Here is a 24,469-nt window from a genome sequence, read left to right as displayed (position 1 = left end):
TCAGGAAGCCGGCGCGGCGGTCATCAGCTTGCCGGCGCGGCCGCGACCTGGACGCGGATGTCTTCGTCCGACGGCGTCCACGTGGCCGGATCGGCGTCAACCTGTTCGCCGGATCGGATGTCCTTCACCTGGTGCTTGCCGTCCTCGTCCGTGAACCAGACGAAGGGGATGCCGCGCCGGTCCGCGAACTTGATCTGCTTGCCGAACTTCTCGGCCTTGGCGGCCACCTCCGCGGGGATGCCGCGGCTGCGCAGCTCCGTGGCCACGTCCTGCGCTTCGCCCCAGCTCTCGTCCGAGGTGAGCGCCACGAATACTGCCGTGGGCACGGAACGGGAGGCCTTGGCCAGGTCCTGGCTGAGGATGCGCGAGACGAGCCGGGTCACACCGATGGACAGCCCGACGCCGGGGAACTTCCGGTTGCCCTTGCTCGCCAGGGCGTCGTAGCGGCCGCCGGAGCAGATCGATCCGAGCTGCTCGTGGCCCACTAGGACGGTCTCCACGACGGTTCCCGTGTAGTAGTCCAGTCCGCGGGCGATGCTCAGGTCCGCGACCACCTTGCCCGGAACCCGCTTTACAGCGGCCTCGATCACCTGTTCGAGTTCGTTCAGGCCCTCCTCCAGGAGGTCGTTGCTGACCCCCAGCAAGCGGACCTGCGCCACGAAGGACGTGTCCTCGGTCTTGATGCCGGCCAGCTTCAGCGCCGCCTGGGCCTGCTCGTCGGTGGCGCCGAGCTCGGACTTGAGCAGCTCAGCCACCTTGGCCGGGCCGATCTTCTCCAGCTTGTCGATGCTGCGCAGCACGCCGGCGGTGTCGGTCAGGCCGATGCCGCGGTAGAAGCCCTCGGCAAGCTTCCTGTTGTTGACGCGCAGCCGGAACTCCGGAATGGGAAGCGCGCCCAGCGCCTCCGCGATGACCAGGGCGATCTCGACGTCGTAGCGGAAGGGCAGCTCACCGTCGCCCACCACGTCAATGTCAGCCTGGGTGAACTCCCGGGCGCGGCCTTCCTGCGGGCGTTCCCCGCGCCAGACCTTCTGGATCTGATAACGGCGGAACGGGAAGGCCAGGTAGCCAGCGTTTTCCACGACGTACCGGGCGAAGGGCACCGTAAGGTCAAAGTGCAGTGCCAGGGCGTGCGGATCGTGCTTGCCCTTCCCAGCTTCCTCCCCCTCGTCGTCCTGGAGCCGGCTCAGCCCGTACACCTCTTTGTCGATCTCGCCCTTGCGGAGCAGCTGGCCCACGGTTTCGACGGCCCGGGTCTCAATGGAAGAGAAACCGTGCAGTTCGAAGGTGCGGCGCAGCGAGTCCAGGACATGCTGCTCCACCAGCCGCTCCTCGGGAAGCCACTCGGGGAATCCGGACAGGGAGGCGGTGCGTGCCATGGTGGATTTTCTCCTCAGGTAAACGAAGGCCGGAGCCGCTGCGCCTCGTTCCGCGTCGACATGTGAACCAAACGGCGGAGGCAGCGGCGGGAGTCCAGCCTGTTCTGCATAAACTTATGTGCGGCAGTCAGTTTATGCTTTCGGCGCCTGCATCTCTAATGCGGAGGCCGGGCGCTGGCGGACTGCCGCAGCGCAATCTGCAGCCGGGGATGCCTCCAGGGGCCGGCCCGGTCCGGCGGTGAAGATCAATGAGGAGGACCCTGTGGCGGCCAGTCCACGCGAGACACGCGAAGCCAAGAGGCGCATCCAGCAGATGGAGGCCAAACGCGAGCTTCGCCGTGACCAGGAGAAGCGCCGCAGGCGGGACAACCTGGTAGCGGGAGGTGCGGGAGCCGCAGCGGTGATCCTCGCCGTCGTACTTCAACTGACGGTGTTTGCCGGGAACCCGACCGAAGCGGAATTCGCCGCCGCAGAGGCGGACCTGGCGACGCCGTCCGCACCGGCATCCCCCGACGCCACTCCGTCATCGTCCCAGACCAATGCTGCGAACGTCCCCAAGCCCGCGACGGCGGCCGGCAAGACGTTCACCGGCGAACTGAAGCTGAACAGGGGCACCCTGGGCGTGCAGCTGGACGGCACCAAGGCCCCGCAGGCAGCTGCGGTGTTCAAGTCCCTGGCCGACCAGGGCTACTACAAGGGCGTCAGCTGCCACCGCCTCACCACTGGCGAAAACTTCGGCGTCCTGCAGTGCGGCTCCAAGACCGGCGATGGCCAGGGCGACCCCAACTACACCTGGGGGCCGCTGGAGAACACGCCGGCAGACAACAAATATCCCGCCGGCACCATTGCGGTGGCCCGTACGGGCAACAACGCCTACGGCAACGGCACGCAGTTCTTCATCGTCTACAAGGACACGGCCATTCCGGCCGACTCCGCCGGCGGTTACACCATCGTGGGCAAGGTGACCTCTGGCCTGGAGACCGTAACCAAGATTGCGGCGGCAGGTCTTAAGACGGGCGAAAACGACACGGACGGCGCACCTGCGGAACCAGTCACGATAGACTCATTTTCTCTGAAGTAGGAACCTTGTGGCGCCAGCGGCCATAGGCGACTAGTGAATGAGTATTTTCCTCCAAGCGAAAGACTTTTAGCGGTGACAGACAGTCAGAAATCCGACGAAACAGCAGCCGAAGTGACCGAGGTCCAGGCTTCCCCCGAATCAGTGGAAGCGGCACAGACCGTGGATGGAGCACAGGCCGTGGAAGCGGCCGAGCCCCTGCAGGCGACGCAGCCCGACCAGGCAGTACAGCCCGACCAGGCAGTACAGCCCGACGAGGCGGTAGCGCCCGGGGATTCGGCTCAGCCCGACGAGGCGGTAGCGCCCGAAAGCACGGAGGAAAGCCCGCGGCCGGAGGCTGTCCAGGAAAAGCCGGCAGCCGGCCCCGCACCGTCACCGCGTCCGACGGCGGCACCACGGCCTGCGCCGACGCCCGCCGCCTTTGCCGCCCGGCCCAAAGCCGGCCCGGCTGCCACCGTGACACCGGTACAGGCACCCCCTGCCACCTCGCTGGCCGAAGCCGCCCGCTGGGGCCGCGTTGAGGGTGACGGCCACGTCTTCCTCACCATCGACGGCGAAGAGCACCCGGTCGGTCAGTACCCGGACGTCAGCAACGACGAGGCACTTGCCTACTTTGCGCGGAAGTATGACGACATCGTCGCCCAGATTGTCCTGCTGGAACAGCGAGTGGCCTCGAAGGCCCCCACCACTGACATGCAGAAGACCGTGACGCACCTGCGCGAGCAGCTCGCTGAACGGAACATGGTGGGCGACATCCGTTCCGCAGAAAACCGGCTGGACACCCTGTCCACCCAGATCACCGAGCTGGAGAAGGCGGAAAAGGCGCAGCACGACGCCGTTCGTGCCGCCGAGCTGGCCGCCCGTGAGGCCATCGTGGCCGAGGCCGAGGCCATCTCCGGAACCGATCCTGCCCAGGTTCAGTGGAAGACCTCCAGCGCGCGCATGAATGAGCTGTTTGAAAGCTGGAAGACCGCGCAGAAGAGCGGGGTACGGCTGGGCCGCAGCAACGAGGACGCCCTGTGGAAGCGTTTCCGCGCCGCCCGGACCGTCTTCGACCGGCACCGCCGCGCCTACTTCTCCCAGCTGGACAGCAACAACTCCGCGGCGAAGTCGGCCAAGGAGAAGCTGATTGCCGAGGCCGAGGCGCTGTCGACGTCCACCGACTGGGGCTTTGCTGCCGGAGAATACCGCCGGCTGATGGACGAGTGGAAGGCATCACCGCGTGCCAGCCGCAAGGATGACGATGCACTGTGGGCCCGGTTCCGTGCCGCGCAGGACGTCTTCTTCAGCTCGCGCCAGGCCGCCAACGACGAGATCGACCAGGAATACGCCGCAAACCTGGTGGTCAAGGAGGCCCTCCTCGAGGAGGCATCCGGCATTCTTCCGGTCAAGGACATCGGGGCCGCCAAGAAGGCCCTGCAGTCCATCCACGACCGCTGGGAAGAGGCGGGCAAGGTTCCGCGTGCGGACATGGGCCGGATCGAAGCCGGTCTCCGCCGGATCGAGGATGCGGTCCGCCAGGCCGAGGACGAGAAGTGGCAGCGCTCCAACCCCGAGACCAAGGCCCGCACCAACAGCGCCTTGAGCCAGCTCGAATCCGCCATCGCCGGCCTGAAGGATGACCTGGCCGAGGCAGAGAAGAAGGGCGACCAGCGCAAGATCAAGGCCGCCCGGGAAGCCCTGGAAGCGCGTCAGGCGTGGCTGGACCAGATCCAGCGTTCGGCGAGCGAGCTCTCCTAGGCAACAGCCTTACAGGCCCCGTTCCGGTTATCCACATAACCGGGGCGGGGCCTTACCCGTTAAGGCCGCGTCCGGCAGGATGACGGAATGGCACCGTTCTCCCAGGCCCCTCGTTTTTTGCGGACACAAGGTGGTTCCCCGCCCGCGGACTCCCCCGCACAGCTGCTGGAGCTCTATTCGCCGGGGCTGCCCTTCACCTGGCCGGAGCTCCAGTCCATGGCCTCCGACGGCGTGCTCACGCAGCTCTATCAGCACGGCTACACCGTTCCCGGGACTGCGGCCTCCCCACAGCTGCGGGCACGTGCCGCTGCCCACGGGGTGCCGGCGCCGGTGCGGCGGCGCGTGGTCGCGGGGCGGATGACGGCGGCCTGGATCTACGGGTGCGCCCGCGAGCCGGACCGGTTGGCCTTACTGGTCGACGCCAAACGCCGCATCTCGAGCCTTCGCTCTACCCGCGGCTGCACGCTCCACGAGGTCCGGCTCGGACCGTTCGACGTCGTCAGCCTGGGCGGCCTGATGGTCTCGAGTCCGCTCCGGACGGCACTGGACATCGCCTTGCATGTGGAGGCCGAGAGGGCAGTTCCGGCCCTGCGGCTGCTCCTGGAGAAGCCCGAACTTGATGTCAGGCTCCGGCTCCTGGTCCTGGCAGTCGAGGCGATGCCACGGCTGCCGCACAAGAACGCGGCTTTGGAGAAGCTTTCGCTGTTAGCTCCTCCGGTGGTTGCCCGTGGTCCGGTAGACGTCGAACACCCCGTCGATCCTCCGCACAGCGCTGAGCACGTGGCTGAGGTACTTGGGGTCCCCCATTTCGAAGGCAAACTTTGAGATGGCCACGCGGTCCGTGGACGTGTGGACACTCGCCGCCAGGATGTTTACGTGGTTCTCCGAAAGTATGCGCGTCACGTCGGAGAGGAGCGACTTCCGGTCCAGCGCCTCCACCTGGATCTCCACCAGGAAGACGCTTGACTGCGTTGGCGCCCAGTCCACGTCCACGATCCGGTCAGGCTGGTCCTTGAGGCCGGCGACGTTGGTGCAGTCAGTGCGGTGCACCGATACGCCCGAGCCGCGCGTGACGAAACCAAGGATCGGGTCCGGCGGCACGGGGGTGCAACAACGGGCCAGTTTCACCCAGACGTCGCCCACGCCGCGGACCACCACGCCGGAATCCGAGAACCGGGCTTTGCTGACCTGGGTGGGGATGCTGACTTCGGTGAGGTCGTCATCGGGTGTTTCGTTCCCGCCGAGCATCTCGACGAGCTTCTCCATGACGTGCTGCGCGGAAGTGTGCCCGTCGCCAACGCCTGCGTAGAGCCCGGAGATGTCGACGTACTTGAATTCCTCTGCCACGGCAGCCAGGGCGTCGTGGGTCATGAGGCGCTGCAGCGGCAGGTTCTGCTTCCGCATGGCCCGGGTCAGCAGCTCCTTGCCGCGGTCAATGGCCTCTTCGCGGCGTTCCTTGCTGAACCACTGCCGGATCTTGTTGCGTGCCCGGGCGCTCTTGACGAAGTGCTGCCAGTCCTGGCTGGGGCCGGCGCCCTCGGCCTTCGAGGTGAAGATCTCCACCCAGTCGCCATGGTTCAGCTCGCTGTTGAGCGGCACGAGTTTGCCGTTGACCCGGGCACCGATGGTGCGGTGGCCCACCTCGGTGTGCACGGCATAGGCGAAGTCCACCGGCGTGGACCCGGCGGGCAGCGCCATGACCTCACCCTTGGGGGTGAAGACGAACACTTCGCGGGCGTTGATCTCGAACCGCAGCGAGTCGAGGAATTCGCCGGGGTCGGAGGTCTCCTGCTGCCAGTCCACGAGGGAGCGGAGCCAGCCCATGTCGCCGTCTCGGGGGCCGCCGGGTCCAGTGGCAGTCCGGTTCGGCTGGTCCTTGTACTTCCAGTGCGCTGCCACGCCGTACTCCGCGCGGCGGTGCATCTCGTGCGTCCGGATCTGGATCTCAACCGGCTTGCCGCCCGGGCCGATCACCGTGGTGTGGAGGGACTGGTACATGTTGAACTTCGGCATCGCGATGTAGTCCTTGAACCGGCCAGGCAGCGGGTTCCAGCGCGAATGCAGGGTCCCCAGGGCGGCGTAACAGTCGCGGACCGAGTCCACCAGGACCCGGACACCCATGAGGTCGTTGATGTCGTCGAAGTCCTTGTCCCGGACGATCATTTTCTGGTAGATCGAGTAATAGTGCTTGGGCCGGCCGGTGATCGTGGCCTTGATCCTGGCAGTGCGCAGATCGTCGGCGATCTGGTTCCGGATCACGCTAAGGCTCTTTTCGCGCTCCGGCGTGCGGTCGCCCACCATGCGGACGATTTCCTCGTACACCTTGGGATACAGCGCCGCGAACGAAAGGTCCTCGAGCTCCCACTTGATGGTGTTCATGCCGAGCCGGTGTGCCAGCGGCGCAAAGATTTCCAGGGTTTCCCGGGCTTTGCGGGCCGAGGACTCGGCGGAGACGAACCGCCAGGTGCGGGCGTTGTGCAGCCTGTCCGCAAGCTTGATCATCAGGACGCGGATGTCCTTCGCCATGGCCACGACCATCTTGCGGACGGTCTCGGACTGGGCTGCCTCGCCGAAGCTCACCTTGTCCAGCTTGGTGACGCCGTCAACCAGCATGGCGACTTCTGGGCCGAAGTCCGCCCGGAGGTCCTCAAGGGTGTAGGGCGTGTCCTCCACCGTGTCGTGGAGCAGCGCAGCCGCCAGCGTGGTACCGCTGAGTCCCAGCTCGGCGAGGATCGTCGCCACGGCAACGGGGTGGGTGATGTAAGGGTCACCGCTCTTGCGCTTCTGCCCGCGGTGGCTTTGCTCCGCCACCACGAACGCCCGCTGAATGAGGTCGAAGTCTTCCTTCGGGTTGTTCGCCCGCACGGTCCGCAGCAGCGGTTCCAGGATGGGTGAGTACGTCGCCGTGCTCCGGCCCGTCAGCCGTGCCAGGCGGGACCTCGTGCGCTCGCGCCGCCCCGGGAAGGTGGGCCGGACGCCGGAGCTGTCCACGGGCACCCCCGGCGCCGGGCGCCCGGCAGCCACCAGACCAGTCTGCTGTCCCTGGCCCGGACCGTTGCCTCCGGCAGCCGCTGGCGCCGACGTCGAACCTTCTTCCAATGAAGTACCCCTCACGACCCGTTTAATTATCCCAGTGTATTCCCGCTCCGGGCCCGACCGATAACCGCGTCCGTCACCAACGGTCCAGCCCAGCACGCAGCGGAGTAGCCGGACGGTCCGGTGGGAGGCGCACAGGCGCTTAACCGGAGGCGCACAGGCGCTTAACGCAAAGGCCGGATGCCGTCACGGTGACGGCATCCGGCCTAAGGGCAGGTGCGGGGCCTAGGCTTTTGCGGGCTCGGCGGCTGCAGCCTTGGCTGCGGCGTCCGCGCGGCGCTGCTTGACGCGCTGGGCCTGCTTGACCAACGGCGCCTCACCCTGGCGCAGCCAGGCGTACATCGGTGCGGCGATGAAGATCGTCGCTGCAGTGCCGATCAGGATCCCGACGAACAGGGCGAGTGAAAGGTCGCGCAGGGTTCCGGCACCCAGCAGGCCGGCCCCGATGAACAGGATCGCCCCGACCGGAAGGATGGCAACCATCATGGTGTTGATGGAACGGACCAGGGTCTGGTTGACGGCCAGGTTGACCTCCTCGCCGAAGGTCCGGCGCGTGGAGGAATCGATGTCGGCCGTGTTTTCACGGATCTTGTCGAACACCACCACGGTGTCGTACAGCGAATAGCTGAGCACCGTAAGAAACCCGATGATCGCCGACGGCGTGACCTCGAAGTCGCTGAGGGCGTACACACCGGCCGTGATGAACATCGTGACCACCATGCCCGCGATCGCCGACAGGGACATCTTCCAGGTCCGGAAATAGAGGGCCATCAGGACCGTCGCGAGGGCAACGAAGACCACCAGGCCAATCAGTGCCTGTTTGGTGACGTCAGCGCCCCAGGTGGGGCCGACGAAGGTGGAGGTCACCTCGTTGTCCGTCACGCCGTACGCCTTGGTGAGGCCCTCCTTGATCTTGAGGGTCTCGTCGTCCGAGAGCTTGTCCGTCTGGATCCGCATGGTGGTCCCGGCAACGTTCGCGACGCGCGGCACACTGCCGGGAACGACGTCGTGGACGGCCTTCTCGCCTACGGATGCCTCGGTGGTCTTGACGTTGGACACCGTGAACTCGGAACCGCCACGGAACTCGATGCCCAGGTTGAAGCCGCCCTTGGCCACCGGGATGAGGATCGACAGCGCAACCGCAACGGCGGCCACGATAAACCAGATCTTCTTGGACCCGACGAAGTCATAGGAACGCTTGCCCGTGTAGAGCTCGTTGCCGAATTTCGCGAAACTGGACATTACTTGCCCTCCTTGGCCGGGCCCTTGGAGGAACCGGCGAGCTGCTCCTGCTGCTCCGCACGGCGGCGTTCAGCGATGGTCATCCGGCGCTCAGCCTCAGCCGCGGCGCCGGTGTTCTTGGCGCGCACCACTGACGGCTTGTCTTCGGGACTGCGGAGCCTTCCGGCGCCGCGGTAGAGCGGCACCGCACCGAGGCGCTCGGGGTCAAGACCGGAGAACTTGTGGCCTTCGCCAAAGAACCGGGTCCGGGCCAGCTGCTGCAGCGTCGGGTGCGTGAACATGAACACGACGATGAGGTCGGCAATGGCTGTCAGGCCGAGGGTGAAGGCAAAGCCCCGCACGTTGCCGACGGCCACGAAGTACAGCACCAGTGCGGCCAGGAGGTTGACCGCCTTGGATGCCAGAACGGTCCGCTTGGCCCGCTTCCAGCCGTTCTCCACTGCCGACACCAGGCCGCGGCCTTCGCGGAGCTCATCACGGATACGTTCGAAGTAGACGATGAACGAGTCCGCGGTCTGGCCGATTGACACGATGATGCCGGCCACACCGGCGAGGGAGAGCCGGTAGTTCTCCGTCCAGCCGAGGATGGCAATGGCAAGGTACGTGAGCGCACCCGCCACCACCAGGGACGCGATGGTGACGAAGCCGAGGGCACGGTACTGGAACAGCGAGTAGACGACCACCAGCAGCAGACCGATCAGGCCGGCGAGGAGGCCCATCCGGAGCTGCTCACCGCCGAGGGTGGCGGAGATCTGCTGTTCGCTCTGAATGTCGAAGCTGATGGGCAGGGCACCGAACCGGAGCTGGTCGGACAGCGCCTTGGCGGACTGCTCCGTGAAGCCGCCGGTGATCTGCGGGCGTCCGTCGGTGATCACTGCCTGGGACCGCGGGGCCGATATGACCTGGTCGTCAAGGACGATGGCGAACTGCGATTTGGGATCGCTGCCGGTCTCGCCGCCCGCGGCAACGTAGAACTGGTTGAGGCGTTCGGTGACCGTCTTGAACTTGGCCGTGCCCTCGGCGTTGAACTGGATGTTCACAGCCCATTCGTTGGTGACGGCACCCTGGGCGCCCTGCTGGAGCTGGAACGTCGAGCCCTGGATCTCCACACCCTTGACCTCGACCGGACCCAGGATGTACTTGATCGCAGGTGTCTGGTCCGTGGCGGGCTCACAGGTGACCAGCGGCTTGGCCGGGTCTGAGCGTTCCTGCTTGTCCTGGGCCGGATTGTCACAGTCGAGGGCTTCGAACTGCTTCTGGATGTCCGCGGTGATCCAGTTCGAATCGCTGGCGTTCGTCGGCTTGGCCGTCGGTTTCGGCAGCTTTGCCGCAGGTGTCCGCTGGTCGGCCGGAACCACGGCCCCGGGGCCCGTGACGAGGACGGGGCGGAAGTTCATGTCCGCTGAGGCCTGGATGAGCGCGCGGGTTTGCGAGGACGGAGTGCCGGGCAGGCTCACCACCACATTGCGGCCGGACTGCGTGCTGATCTCGGCCTCGGCAACACCCGAGCCGTCAACACGCTGACGGATGATGGCCACCGCCTGATTGAGCTGCTCCTCGTTGATGTCCGAGCCACCCTCAACCTTGGGTGCCAGGATCATCTGCGTGCCGCCCTCCAGGTCCAGGGCAAGCTTCGGGCTCCAGCTGGCAACCCCGGACATCGTGCCGCCCGCAAGGACGGCCGTCATGGCAGCCAGGATTACGCCAAGCCAGACCAGCACCCGAAGGGATGGTTTATTGCGGCCAGTTCGTGCCATTGCCTATCTTTCTATTAATTGCGGAGGGCCGCCGGGGCGAGCCTTGTCGCACCCGGCGGCTCTCCAGCCGTAGACAGCTGTGCTGCGCGGAAGCGGCGGACTAGATGTCCTTCTTGCCCTCGTCGTTGAGGCGCTTGAGGGTTTCGTCCGGGGTCTCGTCGGCCGTGCCGGCCTTGGCTTCATGGGTCAGCGAGTCCTCGGCCGTCAGGGCGGACGCGTCATCAGGAACGGCGTGCGTTTCGGCGACGGGTTCCACGATCTTGGTCACGGCCTGGCGGTGGACGGTGGCCAGGTGGCCGGGCGAAAGCTCGAGGACCACCTTGTTCTCTGCCTCGTCAATCGACACGATGCGGCCGAACAGTCCGAAACTTGTCATGACCTCGACGCCCGGCGAGAACTGTGACTGCAGCTGGGCCTGCTGCTTCTGGGTCTTTTTGTTGCGGCGGAACATCATGAAGATGAAGACGCCGAGCATGACGAACAGCAGAATGGTCATGATGTCGATGCCGCCGCCGGCCTGCGGCTGGGCCTGGGCACTAATTTGTGCGAACAAGTGAAGTTCCGTTCTGTACTTGCGTAGCTGGTTGACAGCGACGTCCGCTTTGCACCGGGCTGCCCGCCCCGACACGGGAGACCGGCGCGGGCGGCCCGCCGAAGCGGGACACGGAAACAAAGCCCGGACGTGCCGAGCGTCTTTCCAGTCTAGAGGGAAAAGCTGGGAGGGCGCTGCTATTGGGTGCTGGAAACCCATTCAGATGACGATTCTTCATCGCCCGGCCCGGCAGCGAAAAGGTCCAGGGTTTCTTGCCCAAAGACCCCTGCCGGTACTGCCAGCCCAAGGTGGGTCCAGGCCGGGGCCATGGCGATGCGGCCCCTCGGCGTCCTGCCCAGCAGCCCTTCCCGGACCAGGTACGGCTCGGCGACCGTCTCCACGGTCTCCGGCTCCTCCCCCACAGCGATGGCCAGGGTTGACAGGCCTACAGGGCCGCCACCGAATTTGGTGATCAGCGCTTCCAGCACTGACCGGTCCAGCCGGTCCAGCCCGCGCTTGTCCACTTCATACATGTCCAGGGCGGCAGAGGCGGACCGGGCGTCAATCTGTTCAATCCCGTGGACCAGTGCCCAGTCCCGGACCCGCCGCAGCAGCCGGTTGGCAATGCGTGGGGTGCCGCGTGACCGGCCGGCGATCTCAGTGAATCCGGCCGAGTTCACCTTCAAGTCGAGGAGGCCGGCGGACCTGCGCAGCACCAGCTCCAGCTCCTCCACCGAATAGAACTCCAGGTGGCCCGTGAATCCGAACCGGTCGCGGAGCGGACCCGGAAGAAGTCCGGCACGCGTGGTGGCCCCCACCAGCGTGAAGGGCGGCAACTCCAGCGGAATGGCCGTGGCACCGGCCCCCTTGCCCACCACGATGTCCACCCGGAAGTCTTCCATGGCCATGTAGAGCATTTCCTCGGCCGGACGGGACATCCGGTGGATTTCGTCGAGGAAGAGGACCTCGCCTTCGGACAGCGAGGAAAGTATGGCGGCGAGGTCACCGGCGTGCTGGATGGCCGGGCCGCTGCTGATCCGGAGCGGCGCGTTCATTTCGGACGCGACAATCATGGCGAGTGTGGTCTTGCCGAGGCCGGGAGGACCGGAAAAGAGCACATGGTCCGCGCTCCGCCCGCGCATCCGGGATGCCTGCAATACAAGCGAAAGCTGCTTGCGGACCCTGTGCTGGCCCACGAAGTCATCGAGGTTCTTGGGCCGGAGCGCCGCCTCGATGGCCCGCTCCTCCGGCTCTTCTCCCCCGGCGACGAGGGACGGCTCAGCCACGGCTGCCTACCCTGTTGCCCGCCCGGGCTCCGTCCTGGCCGAGCCAGCGCAGCGTGGTGCGCAGGATCTCGGCAACGTTGCCTTCGCCGGCAAGTTCCGGCGCGTCAGCGAGGGCCTTGTCGATGCTGCCCGTGGCGTCCTTTTCGGACCACCCCAGGCTGGTCATGGCAGCCACGACCTGCGGTTTCCAGACACCTTCCGATGACGCAGCCGGCGCTCCTGCGGGCGTCGCTGTGCCGTGCGGAACCAGTTTCCCGGCGAGTTCCAGAACGATGCGCCCGCCAACCTTCGGGCCGATGCCCGGGACCTTGGTGAACGTCTTGCTGTCCCCGGTGTGCGCCGCCACGCGGATGGCCTCGGGATCGTGCACGGCGAGGACCGCGAGGGCGAGCCGCGGACCCACCCCGCTGACACTGAGCAGAACGTCGAAAACTTCCCGTTCGTCGTCGCTCGCGAAGCCGAACAGAGTCAGGGAATCCTCCCGGACGATCAGGGAGGTGAAAAGTTTCCCCTCCTCGCCGGTCCGCAGCTTGCTGAGCGTCTGCGGCGTCGCGTAGACGCTCATGCCGGCGCCGTTGAGGTCGATGACGGCGGTGGACAGCCCGACGTGCGCCACGGTTCCGCGGAGAAAACTAATCAAGGCCGGGGCTCCTGAACTTGCGCCGGCAAGAACCGACTATCCGAACATATCTACGAATACCCTAGCAAGCGCCGGCGGCATTCAACGTGCACGGCGCGCCTTGGCCTCCGCCTCGGCCCAGGCACGCTGGGCGGGCGTCAGCGACTGGCTGCCGGGGCCGGTGGTGGCTACGCTGGCGCCGCTGCCCGCCCGCCATGCGTGCGTGATGGCGAGGGCCAGGGCGTCGGCCGCGTCCGCGGGACGCGGCGGAGCGTCGAGCCGGAGAATCTTAGTGACCAGCTTGGTCACGGCCTCCTTGTTCGAGGAACCGCTCCCGGTCACCGCCGCCTTGACCTCCGACGGCGTATGCAAAGCTACAGGGATGCCGCGCCGGGCCGCGGCGGCGATGACGACGCCGGAGGCCTGGGCCACGCCCATGACCGTGCTGACGTTGAGCTGGGAGAAAACACGTTCGACCGCCAGCACGTGCGGCTCGTAACGGTCGAGCCAGTCGTCGATGGCCAAGGCGATCACCAGCAGCCGCTGGTCGAGAGTTTCCTCGGGGGAGGTCCCCACCACACCAACCGCCACCATGGTGGCGCGGCGGTTCTTTTCGACGTCGACCACGCCGATGCCGCAACGGGTCAGCCCGGGGTCGATGCCCAGTACGCGCAGCGTCACGTGCAACCGCCCCGGTCCGCCACGCCGAAAATCACTCGGCTTCCAGGGCAGCCTGAACTTCGTCGCTGAGGTCAGCGTTGCTGTAGACGTTCTGGACGTCGTCGAGGTCCTCGAGGGCGTCAACGAGCTTCATGAACTTCTTGGCGGCGTCAAGGTCCAGCGGCACCTCCATGGAGGGCACGAACTCGGCCTCGTCGGTGTCGTAGTCGATGCCGGCTTCTTTGAGCGCGTCGCGGACAGCCTGCAGGTCCTTCGGGTCCGAATGGATCTCGAAGTTGTCACCGTTGTCCTTGACTTCCTCGGCGCCGGCGTCCAGTACGGCCATGAGGACGTCGTCCTCGGTGAGGTCGTTCTTGGGCAGGGTGACCACGCCCTTGCGGGTAAACAGGTAGCTGACAGAGCCGGGGTCGGCGATGGTGCCGCCGTTGCGGGAGATGGCCAGACGGACCTCGGATGCCGCGCGGTTCTTGTTGTCGGTAAGGCACTCGATCAGCAGCGCGGAGCCCTGCGGGCCGCGGCATTCGTACATGATCTCGGTGTAGTCCACGACCTCGCCGGTGAGCCCGGCGCCGCGCTTGATGGCGCGGTCGATGTTGTCGTTCGGAACAGAAGTCTTCTTGGCCTTGGTGACGGCCAGTTCGAGTCCGGGGTTGCCCGCGAGGTCCGGGCCGCCCATGCGGGCCGCGACTTCGATGTTCTTGATCAGCTTGGCGAACGACTTTGCCCGGCGGCTATCAATGATGGCCTTCTTGTGCTTTGTCGTTGCCCATTTGGAGTGGCCTGACATGCTTTACGCTTCTCCTCTGATCATGCGAATAAAAAGTTCATGCACGCGCTTCTCCCCTGTCACTTCCGGATGGAAGGAGGTGGCCAGCAGTTGGCCTGAACGCACTGCAACAATTCTAGCCGTCCCCTGCAGATCGGCCGCGTGGGAGGCGTGCTCCTGGTCGGCCGGCTCCACCTGCGCCAGGACCTCAACGCCGGGTCCCACGCGCTCAACCCAGGGCCCGCGGATGAACACGGCGTGAACCGGAGCCACGCCGCGCTCGGTGGCGCTGAACTCCAGCCCCTTGAAGTCGAGGTCGGTCTCGAAGGACTCGCGCTGCCGGCCGAATGCGTTGCGGCGCACCGTGATGTCCAGGCCGCCGAACGTCTGCTGGGGGTTTCCGGCCAGGTCTGCGGCGGGATCGGCGATGTCGTGCGCCAGCAGGATCATGCCCGCGCAGGAGCCGTACACCGGCAGGCCGTCGGCGATCCGCTGCCGTAGCGGCTCGGCGAGGTCGAAGGCGCGGGCCAGCTTGTCGATGGCCGTAGACTCGCCGCCGGGAATGATGAGCCCGTCGAGTCCCTCAAGCTCGGCGGGGCGGCGGACACTGACGCCGGTGGCGCCTGCGGTCTCGACCGCCCGGAGGTGCTCACGGAAGTCGCCCTGGAGCGCCAGAACGCCGATGCGCAGGCCGGACCCGGGCTTTTCGGGCACGCCGGCCGGGCGCGGAAGGGCGCTGGAAAGGGAATTGGTCATCTAAACAGCATAGTGTCCCGACGGCGGCCAGCCGGTCCCGCCGTCGGCCGTCCGCCACATTCCATGCCGCTGCTGGGATATATTACAGAGCATGTTTTCCCTCAGCGTTCCGCTCGGCAAATTCGTTCGCCGGGTCTCCCGGCTCAGGGGCGGAGGCTCTGCATTCCCCGGCCTGGTGGTCGAGAAAATTGATCCCGGTTTCATGCAGCGGGCCCTGTCCACCCTTCCCCACGGCGTGGCCGTGGTCAGCGGCACCAACGGCAAGACCACCACCACCAAGATGGTGGTGGAGCTGCTGGAAAGCCAGGGCCTGAAGGTGTTCACCAACCGCACGGGAAGCAACTTCACCCGGGGCGTGGCGGCCGCCCTGATCGGCGACGTCGACTGGCGCGGACGGCTCGACGCCGACATCGCCGTGCTGGAGCTGGACGAGGCCCACGCCGTGCATTTCGTCAACCGCGTCCCGCCGCGCTACAGCCTCCTGCTGAACGTCCTCCGCGACCAGCTGGACCGCTTCGGTGAGATCGACAAGACAGCCCAGCTCCTCCAGCACATCGCCTCCAAGACAACGGGGACTGTGGTGCTGAACCGCGAGGACCCGCGGGTGGCCCGGATCGCCGGTACTCTGCAGGGTCCCGAGGTCCTCTACTTCGGCCTGGACGACTCCCTGCTGGGCACCTTCCCCAGCGACGATGAACTCCGCGCCGGACCGGGCAGCCCCGTACCTGCAGTACCGGAAAGGCCCCAGGCCGACGTCGTTCTCCGCCGCGTGGGTGCCGATGACGCAGACTTTGAGTATGACGGCGTCACGGTCACCACCGGGATGAAGCTCCGCGGCGTCTACAACATCTTCAACGCCGCGGCCGCGCTGGCCCTGGCCCGCAGCATCTGCGGCAGCGGCGCGGCCACGGCGGACCACGGCACACTGCTGAAGGCTCTGTCCGAGGTGGCCCCGGCATTTGGTCGCGGTGAAAGCCTCACGGTGGATGGGCTCCCGCTGGACCTGGTCCTGGTCAAGAACCCGAGCGGCTTCCGTCTGGGCCTCAAGTCATTCCCCTCGGGGGGCTACGCCACCATGATCGCCATCAACGACAACTACGCTGACGGCCGCGACATGTCCTGGCTGTGGGACGTCGATTTCGACTCGCTGCGCGCGGAAGGCGTGGACCAGGTCAGCGGCTCCCGGGCGTACGACATGGCCCTGCGCCTGCAGTACGACGAAGTGCCGATCGGGGCGGTGGACACCGACATTCCGGCCGCCCTCGCCGACTTCATCCGCAAGGGCAAAGGGAAGCCGAAGCGCGTCTTCTGCACCTACACCGCAATGCTCGCCATCCGCCGTGAGCTGTCCAAAATCACCACAGTGGAGGTGGTCTCTTGACCCCCGAATCGACCGCCGGCACTACCGCGTCAAAGGGAACCATCCGGGTCCTGCAGCTGTACCCGCGGGAGATGAACATCTACGGCGACTGGGGCAATGCCCTGGTGCTGCAGCAGCGCCTGAAGTGGCACGGATACACACCGGAGCTGCTCGAGTACAACGTGGGCGACGAGTTCCCGGAGGGCGTGGACATCATCCTTGGCGGCGGCGGGCAGGACAGCGGCCAGCTTGTCATCCAGGACGACCTCCAATCACGGGCCGGCCTCCTTAAGGGTATGGCCGAGGACGGCACCCCCATGCTGCTCATTTGCGGGCTGTACCAGCTGTTCGGCCGCTTCTTCAAGACCCGCTCGGGCCCGGTCATTCCCGGCATCGGAGTTCTAAACGTGGAGACCCACGGCACGGATGAGCGGCTGATAGGCAACGTCAAGGTCACCACGGCGGAGTTCGGCGAGGTCCTGGGTTACGAAAACCACAGCGGCCAGACCACCCTTGGCCCCGGCGTCGAACCGCTGGGCACGGCGGCGAAGGGCACCGGCAACAACAGCAGCGACGGCCAGGAGGGCGCCCGGTACCGCAACATCGTGGCCAGCTACCTGCACGGTTCCCTGCTGCCCAAGAACCCGGCCATAGCCGACTTCCTGATCCGGACCGCCGTCGAACGCAAGTACGGAAGCTTCGCGCCCGGCGAAGCGGATGACCGCTACGCCGTCCTGGCCCGCGAGCACGCGGCCCGCCGGCCGCGCTAGGCGCAACCGGAACGGGAGACGGTCCCGTTTCAGCGCACGGGTGTCAGCGTTCCTTGGTGACCAGTAGCTCGCGGGCTCCGGCCTGCGCCGCGCCCATGGACTCCACCACGTGTTTGGTCCGCAACCGGGTGTCGGCGTCCGCCGCGGGACTGGCGCAGACTCCCTGCGGGGCGTCCGCGGCCACAGAGCACCAGCGGTAGGGGGCGCTGACGATGACCGACGGCGCCCAGGCGACGTCGGATGCGGTCCATTTGCCGTCACTGTCCTGGCTGAACTGTGCCCGGAGCAGCAGGCCCTCGTCGTTGACAACGTACGTCGGGGACAGTTCTGTCTGGTGGCAGACGGCGAGGTCGCTCTGTTCGATGTCGCGCCGCTGCCCTTCCAGCAGCGGACCGAAGTCCAGTCCCTTGACCCCGGCGGCGACGGCATCTTCGTGGGGCCTGTTGCCACAGCTGGGTGTGCACCAGCTTGTCACCCGTGATCAGGACGGACGTGCAGCGACCGATGCGCAGGCGGGACCGGCACCCGGGGTTGGGGGTGCGGAGCCCGGGGTGGGGTCCGCCATCGGCGTTGCAGCGGCAGTGTTACCCGGCTGCGCCCGGGCCTGCTCGGCGGCCACGCCGCAGGACGCCAGCCCCGCCATCAGCAGTGCAGTGGCGGCCGCTTGAAACGTCTGCGGCATGCCGACGGCGGGCAAACCCCGCCCGTAGAAGCACGCCAAAACATTGTGCACCGCAGAGCTGCATGAAAGGGTTGCTTCATGACCAACCCCCTCCTCTCCCCCAGCGCCCTGCCCTTCGGACTGCCGCCGTTTGCCGACATCGGCGACGACCACTACGCCGAGGCGGTTGACGCCGGGCTCACCGACCACCTGGCCGAGATCCAGGCCATCGTGGACAACCCCGGTCCCGCCACGTTCGACAACACCGCGTTGGCCATGGAAAAGTCCGGCCGGCTGCTGGACCGCGCCGCGGCTTCCTTCTTCACCCTGGTTTCGGCCGACGCCTCGGAGGCCATCAGGAAGCTGGAGACGGAACTGTCGCCCCGCTTCGCCGCGCATCAGGACGCCGTGTACCTGAACCGGGCTCTCTACGAGCGGTTCGCCGCCGTGGACACCGCGGGCCTGGACGCCGAATCGGCCAGGCTTGTCGAGGAGTACCTCAAGGAGTTCCGCCAGTCCGGGATCCAGCTGGACGACGCCGGCCAGGACCGGCTCCGTTCACTGAACGCCGAACTGTCCCGGCTGGGCACGGAATTCGGGCAGCGCGTCAAGGAGGCGATGAAGTCTGCCGCCCTGCTGCTGGACAGTGCCGACGACTTGGCCGGCCTTCCCGCGGATGAGATCGCCAGCGCCGCGGAAGCAGCCCGGGTTGCCGGGCATGACGGCAAGTTCCTCCTGACGCTGATCCAGCCAAGCAACCAGCCGGCCCTGGCATCACTGGACAACAGGGACGTGCGCCGGCGGCTCTTCGAGGCGTCCGTGGCCCGCGGCAGCTCCGGCGGTGACCTCGACGTCCTCGACCTTGTGAACTCCCTGGTCCGGCTTCGCGCCGAAAAGGCCGCCCTGCTGGGGTTCGCCAACTATGCCGAACTGGTGGTGGACCGGCAGACGGCTCCGGACTTTGGAGCTGTCCGGTCCATGCTGAACCGGCTGGCGCCGGCCGCCGTCCGGAACGCCGACGCCGAGGCCGCGGCCCTGGCCGAGAGCGCAGGCCACCCGCTGGAGGCCTGGGACTGGGCCTACTACTCCGCCAAAGTGCGGCGGGAACGCTACACCGTGGACGAGCAGGCCCTCAGGCCGTACTTCGAGCTGGACCGGGTACTGACGGATGGCGTGTTCTTCGCCGCGACCTCCCTCTTCGGCATCACCTTCCATGAGCGCACGGACCTTGTCGGCTACCACGAGGACGTCAGGATCTGGGAGGTCCGGGACGCGGACGGAAAGGAGCTGGGGCTGTTCCTCGGCGACTACTACACCCGCGAAACCAAGCGGGGCGGCGCCTGGATGAATTCGCTGGTGGACCAGTCGGCGCTTCTGGGCACCAAGCCGGTGGTCATCAACAACCTGAACATTTCCAAGCCGCCTGCGGGTGAGCCCACGCTGCTCACGCTCGATGAGGTGCGCACGGCGTTCCACGAATTCGGCCATGCCCTTCACGGGCTGTTCTCCGACGTCACCTACCCCCGTTTCTCCGGCACGTCGGTACCGCGGGACTTTGTGGAGTACCCGTCCCAGGTCAACGAAATGTGGATCATGTGGCCGGAGGTGCTGTCCAACTACGCCCGCCACCACGCCACCGGGGAGCCGCTGGCCCAGGACGTCGTCGACCGGCTCAACGAGTCCCGCCTGTGGGGCGAGGGGTTCGCCACCACGGAGTACCTCGGAGCGGCGCTGCTGGATCTGGCCTGGCACGTCCTGGACACCGACGGCGTTCCGCAGGACGCCCTGGAGTTCGAGGCGAAGGCACTGGCCGCGGCAGGCGTAGCCCATCCGCTGATTCCGCCGCGCTACCGGACGGGCTATTTCCAGCACATCTTTGCGGGCGACGGCTACTCCGCGGGCTACTACTCCTACATCTGGAGCGAGGTGCTGGACGCCGAGACCGTGGACTGGTTCACCGAGAACGGCGGTCTCAGCAGGGCCAACGGCGACCGGTTCCGCGCCGAGCTGCTCTCCCGCGGCAACAGCCGGGATCCGCTCGAGTCGTTCCGCACCCTCCGAGGACGCGACGCACGGCTCGAACCACTGCTAAAGCGCCGCGGCCTCGAATAAAGAACGACGCCGGCCCACCACCTTCGAAGGTGGCGGGCCCGCGTCGTTCTATCAGGAGCGCAGGGCGCCGGGCGGTTGGATCCGGCAGCATGCGTAAAAAGGGCCCTGCGCCCCGCTCGCCGCGAAGCGGCTTTAGCGGGGCGCGGGGAATAGCATGCAGACGATCGCGCCGTCCGGCGCCCCCAAGAGCGCGAGTTACCAGCCGCGCTCGGCGAGGCGGTGCGGCTGCGGGATCTCGTCCACGTTGATGCCGACCATGGCCTCGCCCAGGCCGCGGGAGGCCTTGGCGATGACGTCCGGGTCATCGAAGAAGGTGGTGGCCTTCACGACGGCGGCGGCACGCTGGGCCGGGTTGCCGGACTTGAAGATGCCGGAGCCGACGAACACGCCGTCTGCGCCCAGCTGCATCATCATCGCGGCGTCCGCCGGGGTGGCGATGCCGCCGGCGGTGAACAGCACCACGGGGAGCTTGCCCGTGGCGGCAACTTCCTTGACCAGTTCGTACGGGGCCTGCAATTCCTTGGCCGCGACGTACAGCTCGTCCTCGGGCAGGGCTGCAAGCTTGGCGATCTCGGCGCGGATCTGCCGCATGTGCCCGGTGGCGTTGGAGACATCGCCGGTGCCGGCCTCGCCCTTGGAGCGGATCATGGCCGCGCCCTCGTTGATGCGGCGCAGCGCCTCACCGAGGTTGGTGGAACCGCAGACGAACGGAACCTTGAAGTTCCACTTGTCGATGTGGTTGACGTAGTCGGCCGGGGTCAGGACCTCGGACTCGTCGATGTAGTCAACACCGAGGGACTGCAGGACCTGGGCCTCGACGAAGTGACCGATCCGGGCCTTGGCCATGACCGGGACCGAAACGGCGTCGATGATCTGGTCGATCATGTCCGGATCGGACATGCGGGACACGCCGCCTTGGGCGCGGATGTCGGCCGGGACGCGCTCGAGCGCCATGACGGCAACGGCACCGGCGTCTTCGGCGATGCGGGCTTGTTCGACGTTGACGACGTCCATGATGACGCCGCCCTTGAGCATCTCTGCCATGCCGCGCTTGACGCGGTTGCTGCCCGTCACGCTGTTGGCGGACGAGCCGGCTTCGTTGCTTACATCAGGTGTAGACACAAAAACCCCTATGGGTAGCTAGATGACCTTCGCCGGCAGTGCAGGCGGAACGGACATGCCGTTTTTGCACACACCGGATTACCGGATCCATTGACCGGGCAGTTCTAATACTAGTCCCACGGCGGCAGCCGGGCTTAATCAGGTTTGTTCGGAGTCTTCCAGCGACTGGATGCGCACGGCCATGACGCGCTGGACCACCGTGACGAGGCTCGCCGCGGCCAGCAGCACCAGGGTCGCCAGCAGCACAACCGGCGGCAGTCCCACGCCCGTGAGGCCGGTGATCACCAGGACGGAGACCAGCCGTTCAGCACGTTCGGCAATGCCCACGTTCGCCTGGAAGCCGAGAGATTCGGCCTTCGCCCGGACATAGGAAACCACCATGCCAAGGACAAGGCAGACGACGGCGGCAATGGCTATGGGGGCATCCGCACCGCCGGTGAAAAACCAGATGGACAGGCCCGCAAAAAGGGCACCGTCAGCCAGCCGGTCCAGGCTGGAGTCCAGGAAGTTGCCCCAGCGCCCGCCGAGGTTCTGCATCCGCGCCATGATGCCGTCGATGACGTCGGAGAAGATGAACAGGGTGATAAAGATCGTTCCCCACCAGAGCTGGCCCAGCGGATAGAACACCAGGGCCCCCACCACTACACCGGCCGTCCCAACAATGGTGATCGCGTCCGGCGAGACGCCAATTTTCAGAAGCCAGCGTGCAAGCGGGGTAAACAGCGCGGTGAAGAAACCGCGGGCATGCCTATTCAGCATGCGTCTCCCCGGGCCAGGCGTCGGCAACCTGCTGGCGGACCTCGTCGAGGGTCTGCGTGATCGCCTTGGTCTGGGCGATGATGGGGAAGAAGTTTCCGTCCCCGCCCCAGCGCGGAACGATGTGCTGGTGCAGGTGCCCCGCGATGCCGGCCCCGCCCACAACCCCCTGGTTCATGCCGAGGTTGAAGCCGCCGGGATTCGCCACCTTCCGCAGCACCCGCATGGCGGTCTGCGTCAGGTCGGCGAAATCGGCCGTCTCCTCCACCGTCAGATCCGTGTAATCGGGGACGTGGCGGTAGGGGCACACCAGCAGGTGGCCGGGGTTGTATGGGAACAGGTTGAGCACCACGTAGCACGTGCGTCCGCGGTACACGATGAGCGACTCCTCATCGGTGCGTGCGGGTGCGATGCAGAACGGGCAGTCGTCCTGGTTCTTGAACTGGTGCTGCCCGCCCTTGATGTAGGCCATGCGATGCGGAGTCCACAGCCGCTGGAAGGCATCCGGTACGCCGGCGAGGCCAAAATCGTCCGTCACCTCCGCGTCGCCCGGATAGCCCGACCCCGTGTTCTCCTGCACGTGTGCCCCCTCCGCCGCGGCTAGCTGGTCCGGTTGCGGACGGCGTCCACAATCCGCTGGACAGCCTCGGCCACGGGCACGCCGTTGTCCTGGCTGCCGTCCCGGAAGCGGAAGGAGACGGCGCCCGCCTCTGCGTCCTCACCTCCGGCGATCAGCACGAACGGGATTTTGTCCTTGCTGGCTGTGCGGATCTTCTTCGGGAAACGGTCGGAGGAGATGTCCACCTCAGCGCGGATGCCGGCAGCCTTGAGCTTGTCGACGACGTCGAACATGTAGTCGTTGAAGGCCTCGGCCACCGGGATGCCCACCACCTGCACGGGAGCCAGCCACGCCGGGAAGGCACCGGCATAGTGCTCGGTGAGGACGCCCATGAACCGCTCCACCGAACCGAACAGAGCCCGGTGGATCATGACCGGACGCTGGCGCGTGCCGTCGGCGGCCTGGAACTCGAGTTCGAAGCGCTCAGGCAGGTTGAAGTCGAGCTGGATCGTGGACATCTGCCAGGTGCGGCCCAGGGCATCCTTCGCCTGGACCGAAATCTTGGGTCCGTAGAACGCTGCTCCGCCCGGGTCGGGAACGAGCTCCAGCCCGGAGGCCTCGGCCACTTCGGCCAGGGTGCGGGTAGCTTCCTCCCAGGTGGCGTCGTCGCCGACGAACTTGTCCTCGTTCTTGGTGGACAGCTCGAGGTAGAAGTCGTCCAGGCCGTAGTCCTTGAGCAGCCCGAGGACGAAGTTCAGCGTAGTGGTGAGCTCGTCCTTCATCTGCTCGCGGGTGCAGTAGATGTGGGCGTCGTCCTGTGTCATGCCCCGCACACGGGTCAGGCCGTGGACCACGCCGGACTTCTCGTAGCGGTAGACGGAACCGAATTCGAAGAGCCGCAGCGGCAGTTCGCGGTAGGACCGGCCGCGTGAGCGGAAGATGAGGTTGTGCATGGGGCAGTTCATCGGCTTCAGGTAGTAGTCCTGGCCGGGCTTGCGGACGGTGCCGTCCTCGTTGTGCTCCGCGTCGATGTGCATCGCGGGGAACATGCCGTCCCGGTACCAGTCCAGGTGGCCGGATACCTCGTACAGATGACCCTTGGTGATGTGCGGGGTGTAGACGAACTCGTAGCCGGCGTCCACGTGGCGCTGCCGGGAGTAGTCCTCCATGGCCTTGCGGATGATGCCGCCCTTGGGGTGGAAGACCGGCAGGCCCGACCCGAGCTCGTCGGGGAACGAGAACAGGTCCAGCTCGGCGCCAAGCTTCCGGTGGTCGCGGCGTTCGGCCTCGGCGATGCGTTCCTGGTAGGCCTTCAGGGCGTCCTTGGTTGGCCACGCGGTGCCATAGATGCGCTGCAGCTGCTGGTTGTTCTGGTTGCCCAGCCAGTACGCCGCCGAGGACCTGGTCAGGGCGAAGGCGTTGGAGATGAGCTTGGTGTTGGGCAGGTGGGGGCCGCGGCACAGGTCGCACCAGACGGTGTCCCCGCTCTTGCGGTCGACGTTGTCGTAGATGGTGATGTCGCCGGCGCCCACTTCGACGTTGACGCCTTCGCCGGCATCGGCGGCGTCGTTCTTCTTGCCCAGCAGTTCGAGCTTGTAGGGCTCGTTCTTCATGGCTTCGCGGGCCTCGTCCTCGGAGACGACGCGGCGGACGAACTTCTGGTTCTGGTTGATGATCTTGAGCATCATCTTTTCCAGGGTCTTCAGGTCCTCCGGAGTGAAGGGCTCCTCGACGTCGAAGTCGAAGTAGAACCCGTCCGTGATGTAGGGACCGATGCCCAGCTTGGCGTCCGGGCGCAGCTGCTGCACGGCCTGGGCCATCACGTGGGCGGTGGAGTGGCGCAGCACGTTGAGCCCGTCGGGGGAATCGATGGTGACGCCGTCAACCTGGGCACCCTCGGGAAGGGGCTGGTCCAGGTCCTTGAGTTCGCCGTCGACCCGGGCCACTACGACGTCGCGGCGCTCAAAGAAGAGTTCCGCGCCGGTGGTCCCGGTAGTCACCTTCATTTCTTCGCCATCGACGATGAGGGTGATCTGCTGGGCATCTGACACGGGTGTCTCCTATTCAAAGTTCAGGCTTCGTAGCTTGTGGCGTACGGGGACCACAGCCAGCCTCGTCAATGCTATCTGTTGCGGAAGTGGCGAGCCAAAGCGCCACGGTGGCGGCCAGTGGAACAATGCGGCGGAAAAGCGGAAAT

The 24,469-nt window shown here is 66.4% G+C and carries 21 protein-coding genes; 6 read left to right on the top strand and 15 right to left on the bottom strand.

Going from position 1 to position 24,469, the window contains the following annotated elements; translation table 11 throughout:
- Window positions 1-23: 23 nt before the first annotated feature.
- Window positions 24-1,379, bottom strand: a complete 1,356-nt coding sequence (gene hisS / locus G9E11_RS02635; protein ID WP_190602663.1) for a histidine--tRNA ligase — start codon at window positions 1,377-1,379, stop codon at window positions 24-26.
- A 262-nt stretch (window positions 1,380-1,641) separates the two neighbouring features.
- Between hisS and G9E11_RS02630 the strand changes: the two genes are divergently transcribed.
- The 3 genes from G9E11_RS02630 to G9E11_RS02620 all read left to right on the top strand — a co-directional run bounded on the left by G9E11_RS02630 (window position 1,642) and on the right by G9E11_RS02620 (window position 5,022).
- A complete protein-coding gene (locus tag G9E11_RS02630; protein WP_190602661.1) occupies window positions 1,642-2,460 on the top strand; it encodes a peptidylprolyl isomerase in 819 nt (272 codons plus the stop codon).
- Between the two features lie 72 nt (window positions 2,461-2,532).
- Complete coding sequence (locus tag G9E11_RS02625; protein WP_190602659.1) at window positions 2,533-4,197, top strand: DUF349 domain-containing protein; 1,665 nt, start codon at window positions 2,533-2,535, stop codon at window positions 4,195-4,197.
- Between the two features lie 87 nt (window positions 4,198-4,284).
- Window positions 4,285-5,022, top strand: a complete 738-nt coding sequence (locus G9E11_RS02620) for a type IV toxin-antitoxin system AbiEi family antitoxin (RefSeq protein ID WP_246468654.1) — start codon at window positions 4,285-4,287, stop codon at window positions 5,020-5,022.
- Here the strand turns inward: G9E11_RS02620 and G9E11_RS02615 are convergent.
- From G9E11_RS02615 to pdxT, 9 genes are all read right to left on the bottom strand, one after another.
- Window positions 4,903-7,296 carry a RelA/SpoT family protein gene (locus G9E11_RS02615; RefSeq protein ID WP_190602657.1) on the bottom strand — a complete coding sequence of 798 codons (2,394 nt, stop codon included), beginning with the start codon at window positions 7,294-7,296 and terminating at the stop codon, window positions 4,903-4,905. The genes G9E11_RS02620 and G9E11_RS02615 overlap by 120 nt on opposite strands.
- A gap of 222 nt (window positions 7,297-7,518) precedes the next feature.
- Complete coding sequence (gene secF, locus G9E11_RS02610; protein ID WP_190602655.1) at window positions 7,519-8,535, bottom strand: protein translocase subunit SecF; 1,017 nt, start codon at window positions 8,533-8,535, stop codon at window positions 7,519-7,521.
- Window positions 8,535-10,292, bottom strand: a complete 1,758-nt coding sequence (secD, locus tag G9E11_RS02605) for a protein translocase subunit SecD (RefSeq protein WP_190602653.1) — start codon at window positions 10,290-10,292, stop codon at window positions 8,535-8,537. The genes secF and secD overlap by 1 nt, the downstream gene beginning before the upstream one ends.
- Window positions 10,293-10,392: 100 nt before the next feature.
- A complete protein-coding gene (gene yajC / locus G9E11_RS02600) occupies window positions 10,393-10,788 on the bottom strand; it encodes a preprotein translocase subunit YajC (RefSeq protein ID WP_190603601.1) in 396 nt (131 codons plus the stop codon).
- A gap of 233 nt (window positions 10,789-11,021) precedes the next feature.
- Window positions 11,022-12,110 (bottom strand): Holliday junction branch migration DNA helicase RuvB, encoded by a 1,089-nt coding sequence (gene ruvB / locus G9E11_RS02595; protein WP_190602651.1) that lies wholly within the window; start codon window positions 12,108-12,110, stop codon window positions 11,022-11,024.
- Window positions 12,103-12,750, bottom strand: a complete 648-nt coding sequence (gene ruvA, locus G9E11_RS02590) for a Holliday junction branch migration protein RuvA (RefSeq protein ID WP_190602650.1) — start codon at window positions 12,748-12,750, stop codon at window positions 12,103-12,105. The genes ruvB and ruvA overlap by 8 nt, the downstream gene beginning before the upstream one ends.
- An 81-nt stretch (window positions 12,751-12,831) precedes the next feature.
- The gene (gene ruvC / locus G9E11_RS02585; protein WP_003800677.1) at window positions 12,832-13,410 is read right to left on the bottom strand and encodes a crossover junction endodeoxyribonuclease RuvC; all 579 of its coding nucleotides are present in this window, start codon (window positions 13,408-13,410) and stop codon (window positions 12,832-12,834) included.
- Between the two features lie 31 nt (window positions 13,411-13,441).
- Window positions 13,442-14,197: a YebC/PmpR family DNA-binding transcriptional regulator gene (locus G9E11_RS02580; RefSeq protein ID WP_190602648.1), complete on the bottom strand. Its 756-nt coding sequence runs from the start codon at window positions 14,195-14,197 to the stop codon at window positions 13,442-13,444.
- A 3-nt stretch (window positions 14,198-14,200) separates the two neighbouring features.
- Complete coding sequence (pdxT, locus tag G9E11_RS02575; RefSeq protein WP_190602646.1) at window positions 14,201-14,932, bottom strand: pyridoxal 5'-phosphate synthase glutaminase subunit PdxT; 732 nt, start codon at window positions 14,930-14,932, stop codon at window positions 14,201-14,203.
- A 91-nt stretch (window positions 14,933-15,023) separates the two neighbouring features.
- Here pdxT and G9E11_RS02570 point away from each other — a divergent pair, with 91 nt between their 5' ends.
- Both G9E11_RS02570 and G9E11_RS02565 read left to right on the top strand, forming a co-directional pair.
- Window positions 15,024-16,313 carry a Mur ligase family protein gene (locus tag G9E11_RS02570; protein ID WP_190602643.1) on the top strand — a complete coding sequence of 430 codons (1,290 nt, stop codon included), beginning with the start codon at window positions 15,024-15,026 and terminating at the stop codon, window positions 16,311-16,313.
- Complete coding sequence (locus G9E11_RS02565; RefSeq protein ID WP_190602641.1) at window positions 16,310-17,062, top strand: type 1 glutamine amidotransferase; 753 nt, start codon at window positions 16,310-16,312, stop codon at window positions 17,060-17,062. Before G9E11_RS02570 ends, G9E11_RS02565 begins: the two co-directional genes overlap by 4 nt.
- Before the next feature lie 43 nt (window positions 17,063-17,105).
- Here the strand turns inward: G9E11_RS02565 and G9E11_RS02560 are convergent, their stop codons facing one another.
- Entirely contained in the window at window positions 17,106-17,537 is a 432-nt protein-coding gene (locus G9E11_RS02560; RefSeq protein WP_246468653.1) for a hypothetical protein, read from the bottom strand.
- A gap of 285 nt (window positions 17,538-17,822) precedes the next feature.
- Between G9E11_RS02560 and G9E11_RS02555 the strand changes: the two genes are divergently transcribed.
- The gene (locus tag G9E11_RS02555) at window positions 17,823-19,835 is read left to right on the top strand and encodes a M3 family metallopeptidase (RefSeq protein ID WP_190602639.1); all 2,013 of its coding nucleotides are present in this window, start codon (window positions 17,823-17,825) and stop codon (window positions 19,833-19,835) included.
- Window positions 19,836-20,030: 195 nt separating this feature from the next.
- On the opposite strand, the gene pdxS is transcribed toward G9E11_RS02555, so the two are convergent.
- From pdxS to thrS, 4 genes are all read right to left on the bottom strand, one after another.
- Window positions 20,031-20,957, bottom strand: a complete 927-nt coding sequence (gene pdxS, locus G9E11_RS02550) for a pyridoxal 5'-phosphate synthase lyase subunit PdxS (RefSeq protein ID WP_190602638.1) — start codon at window positions 20,955-20,957, stop codon at window positions 20,031-20,033.
- A 138-nt stretch (window positions 20,958-21,095) separates the two neighbouring features.
- Window positions 21,096-21,716, bottom strand: a complete 621-nt coding sequence (gene pgsA, locus G9E11_RS02545; RefSeq protein WP_190602636.1) for a phosphatidylinositol phosphate synthase — start codon at window positions 21,714-21,716, stop codon at window positions 21,096-21,098.
- Window positions 21,706-22,293, bottom strand: a complete 588-nt coding sequence (locus G9E11_RS02540; protein ID WP_190602634.1) for an HIT family protein — start codon at window positions 22,291-22,293, stop codon at window positions 21,706-21,708. Before G9E11_RS02540 ends, pgsA begins: the two co-directional genes overlap by 11 nt.
- A gap of 20 nt (window positions 22,294-22,313) precedes the next feature.
- The gene (gene thrS, locus G9E11_RS02535) at window positions 22,314-24,278 is read right to left on the bottom strand and encodes a threonine--tRNA ligase (protein ID WP_194717846.1); all 1,965 of its coding nucleotides are present in this window, start codon (window positions 24,276-24,278) and stop codon (window positions 22,314-22,316) included.
- Window positions 24,279-24,469: the final 191 nt, after the last annotated feature.

This window comes from Arthrobacter ipis, from assembly GCF_014694315.1.
Taxonomy (GTDB): domain Bacteria; phylum Actinomycetota; class Actinomycetes; order Actinomycetales; family Micrococcaceae; genus Arthrobacter; species Arthrobacter ipis.
This window is presented reverse-complemented; position numbering and strand designations above follow the sequence as displayed.

What these genes read in the sequence shown, in the direction of transcription:
- hisS (WP_190602663.1), bottom strand. Translation starts at nt 1,379, where the DNA reads ATGGCACGCACCGCCTCCCTGTCCGGATTCCCCGAGTGGCTTCCCGAG.
- G9E11_RS02620 (WP_246468654.1), top strand. Translation starts at nt 4,285, where the DNA reads ATGGCACCGTTCTCCCAGGCCCCTCGTTTTTTGCGGACACAAGGTGGT.
- secF (WP_190602655.1), bottom strand. Translation starts at nt 8,535, where the DNA reads ATGTCCAGTTTCGCGAAATTCGGCAACGAGCTCTACACGGGCAAGCGT.
- secD (WP_190602653.1), bottom strand. Translation starts at nt 10,292, where the DNA reads ATGGCACGAACTGGCCGCAATAAACCATCCCTTCGGGTGCTGGTCTGG.
- yajC (WP_190603601.1), bottom strand. Translation starts at nt 10,788, where the DNA reads ATGACCATTCTGCTGTTCGTCATGCTCGGCGTCTTCATCTTCATGATG.
- G9E11_RS02580 (WP_190602648.1), bottom strand. Translation starts at nt 14,197, where the DNA reads ATGTCAGGCCACTCCAAATGGGCAACGACAAAGCACAAGAAGGCCATC.
- pdxT (WP_190602646.1), bottom strand. Translation starts at nt 14,932, where the DNA reads ATGACCAATTCCCTTTCCAGCGCCCTTCCGCGCCCGGCCGGCGTGCCC.
- G9E11_RS02570 (WP_190602643.1), top strand. Translation starts at nt 15,024, where the DNA reads ATGTTTTCCCTCAGCGTTCCGCTCGGCAAATTCGTTCGCCGGGTCTCC.
- G9E11_RS02555 (WP_190602639.1), top strand. Translation starts at nt 17,823, where the DNA reads ATGACCAACCCCCTCCTCTCCCCCAGCGCCCTGCCCTTCGGACTGCCG.
- pgsA (WP_190602636.1), bottom strand. Translation starts at nt 21,716, where the DNA reads ATGCTGAATAGGCATGCCCGCGGTTTCTTCACCGCGCTGTTTACCCCG.
- thrS (WP_194717846.1), bottom strand. Translation starts at nt 24,278, where the DNA reads ATGAAGGTGACTACCGGGACCACCGGCGCGGAACTCTTCTTTGAGCGC.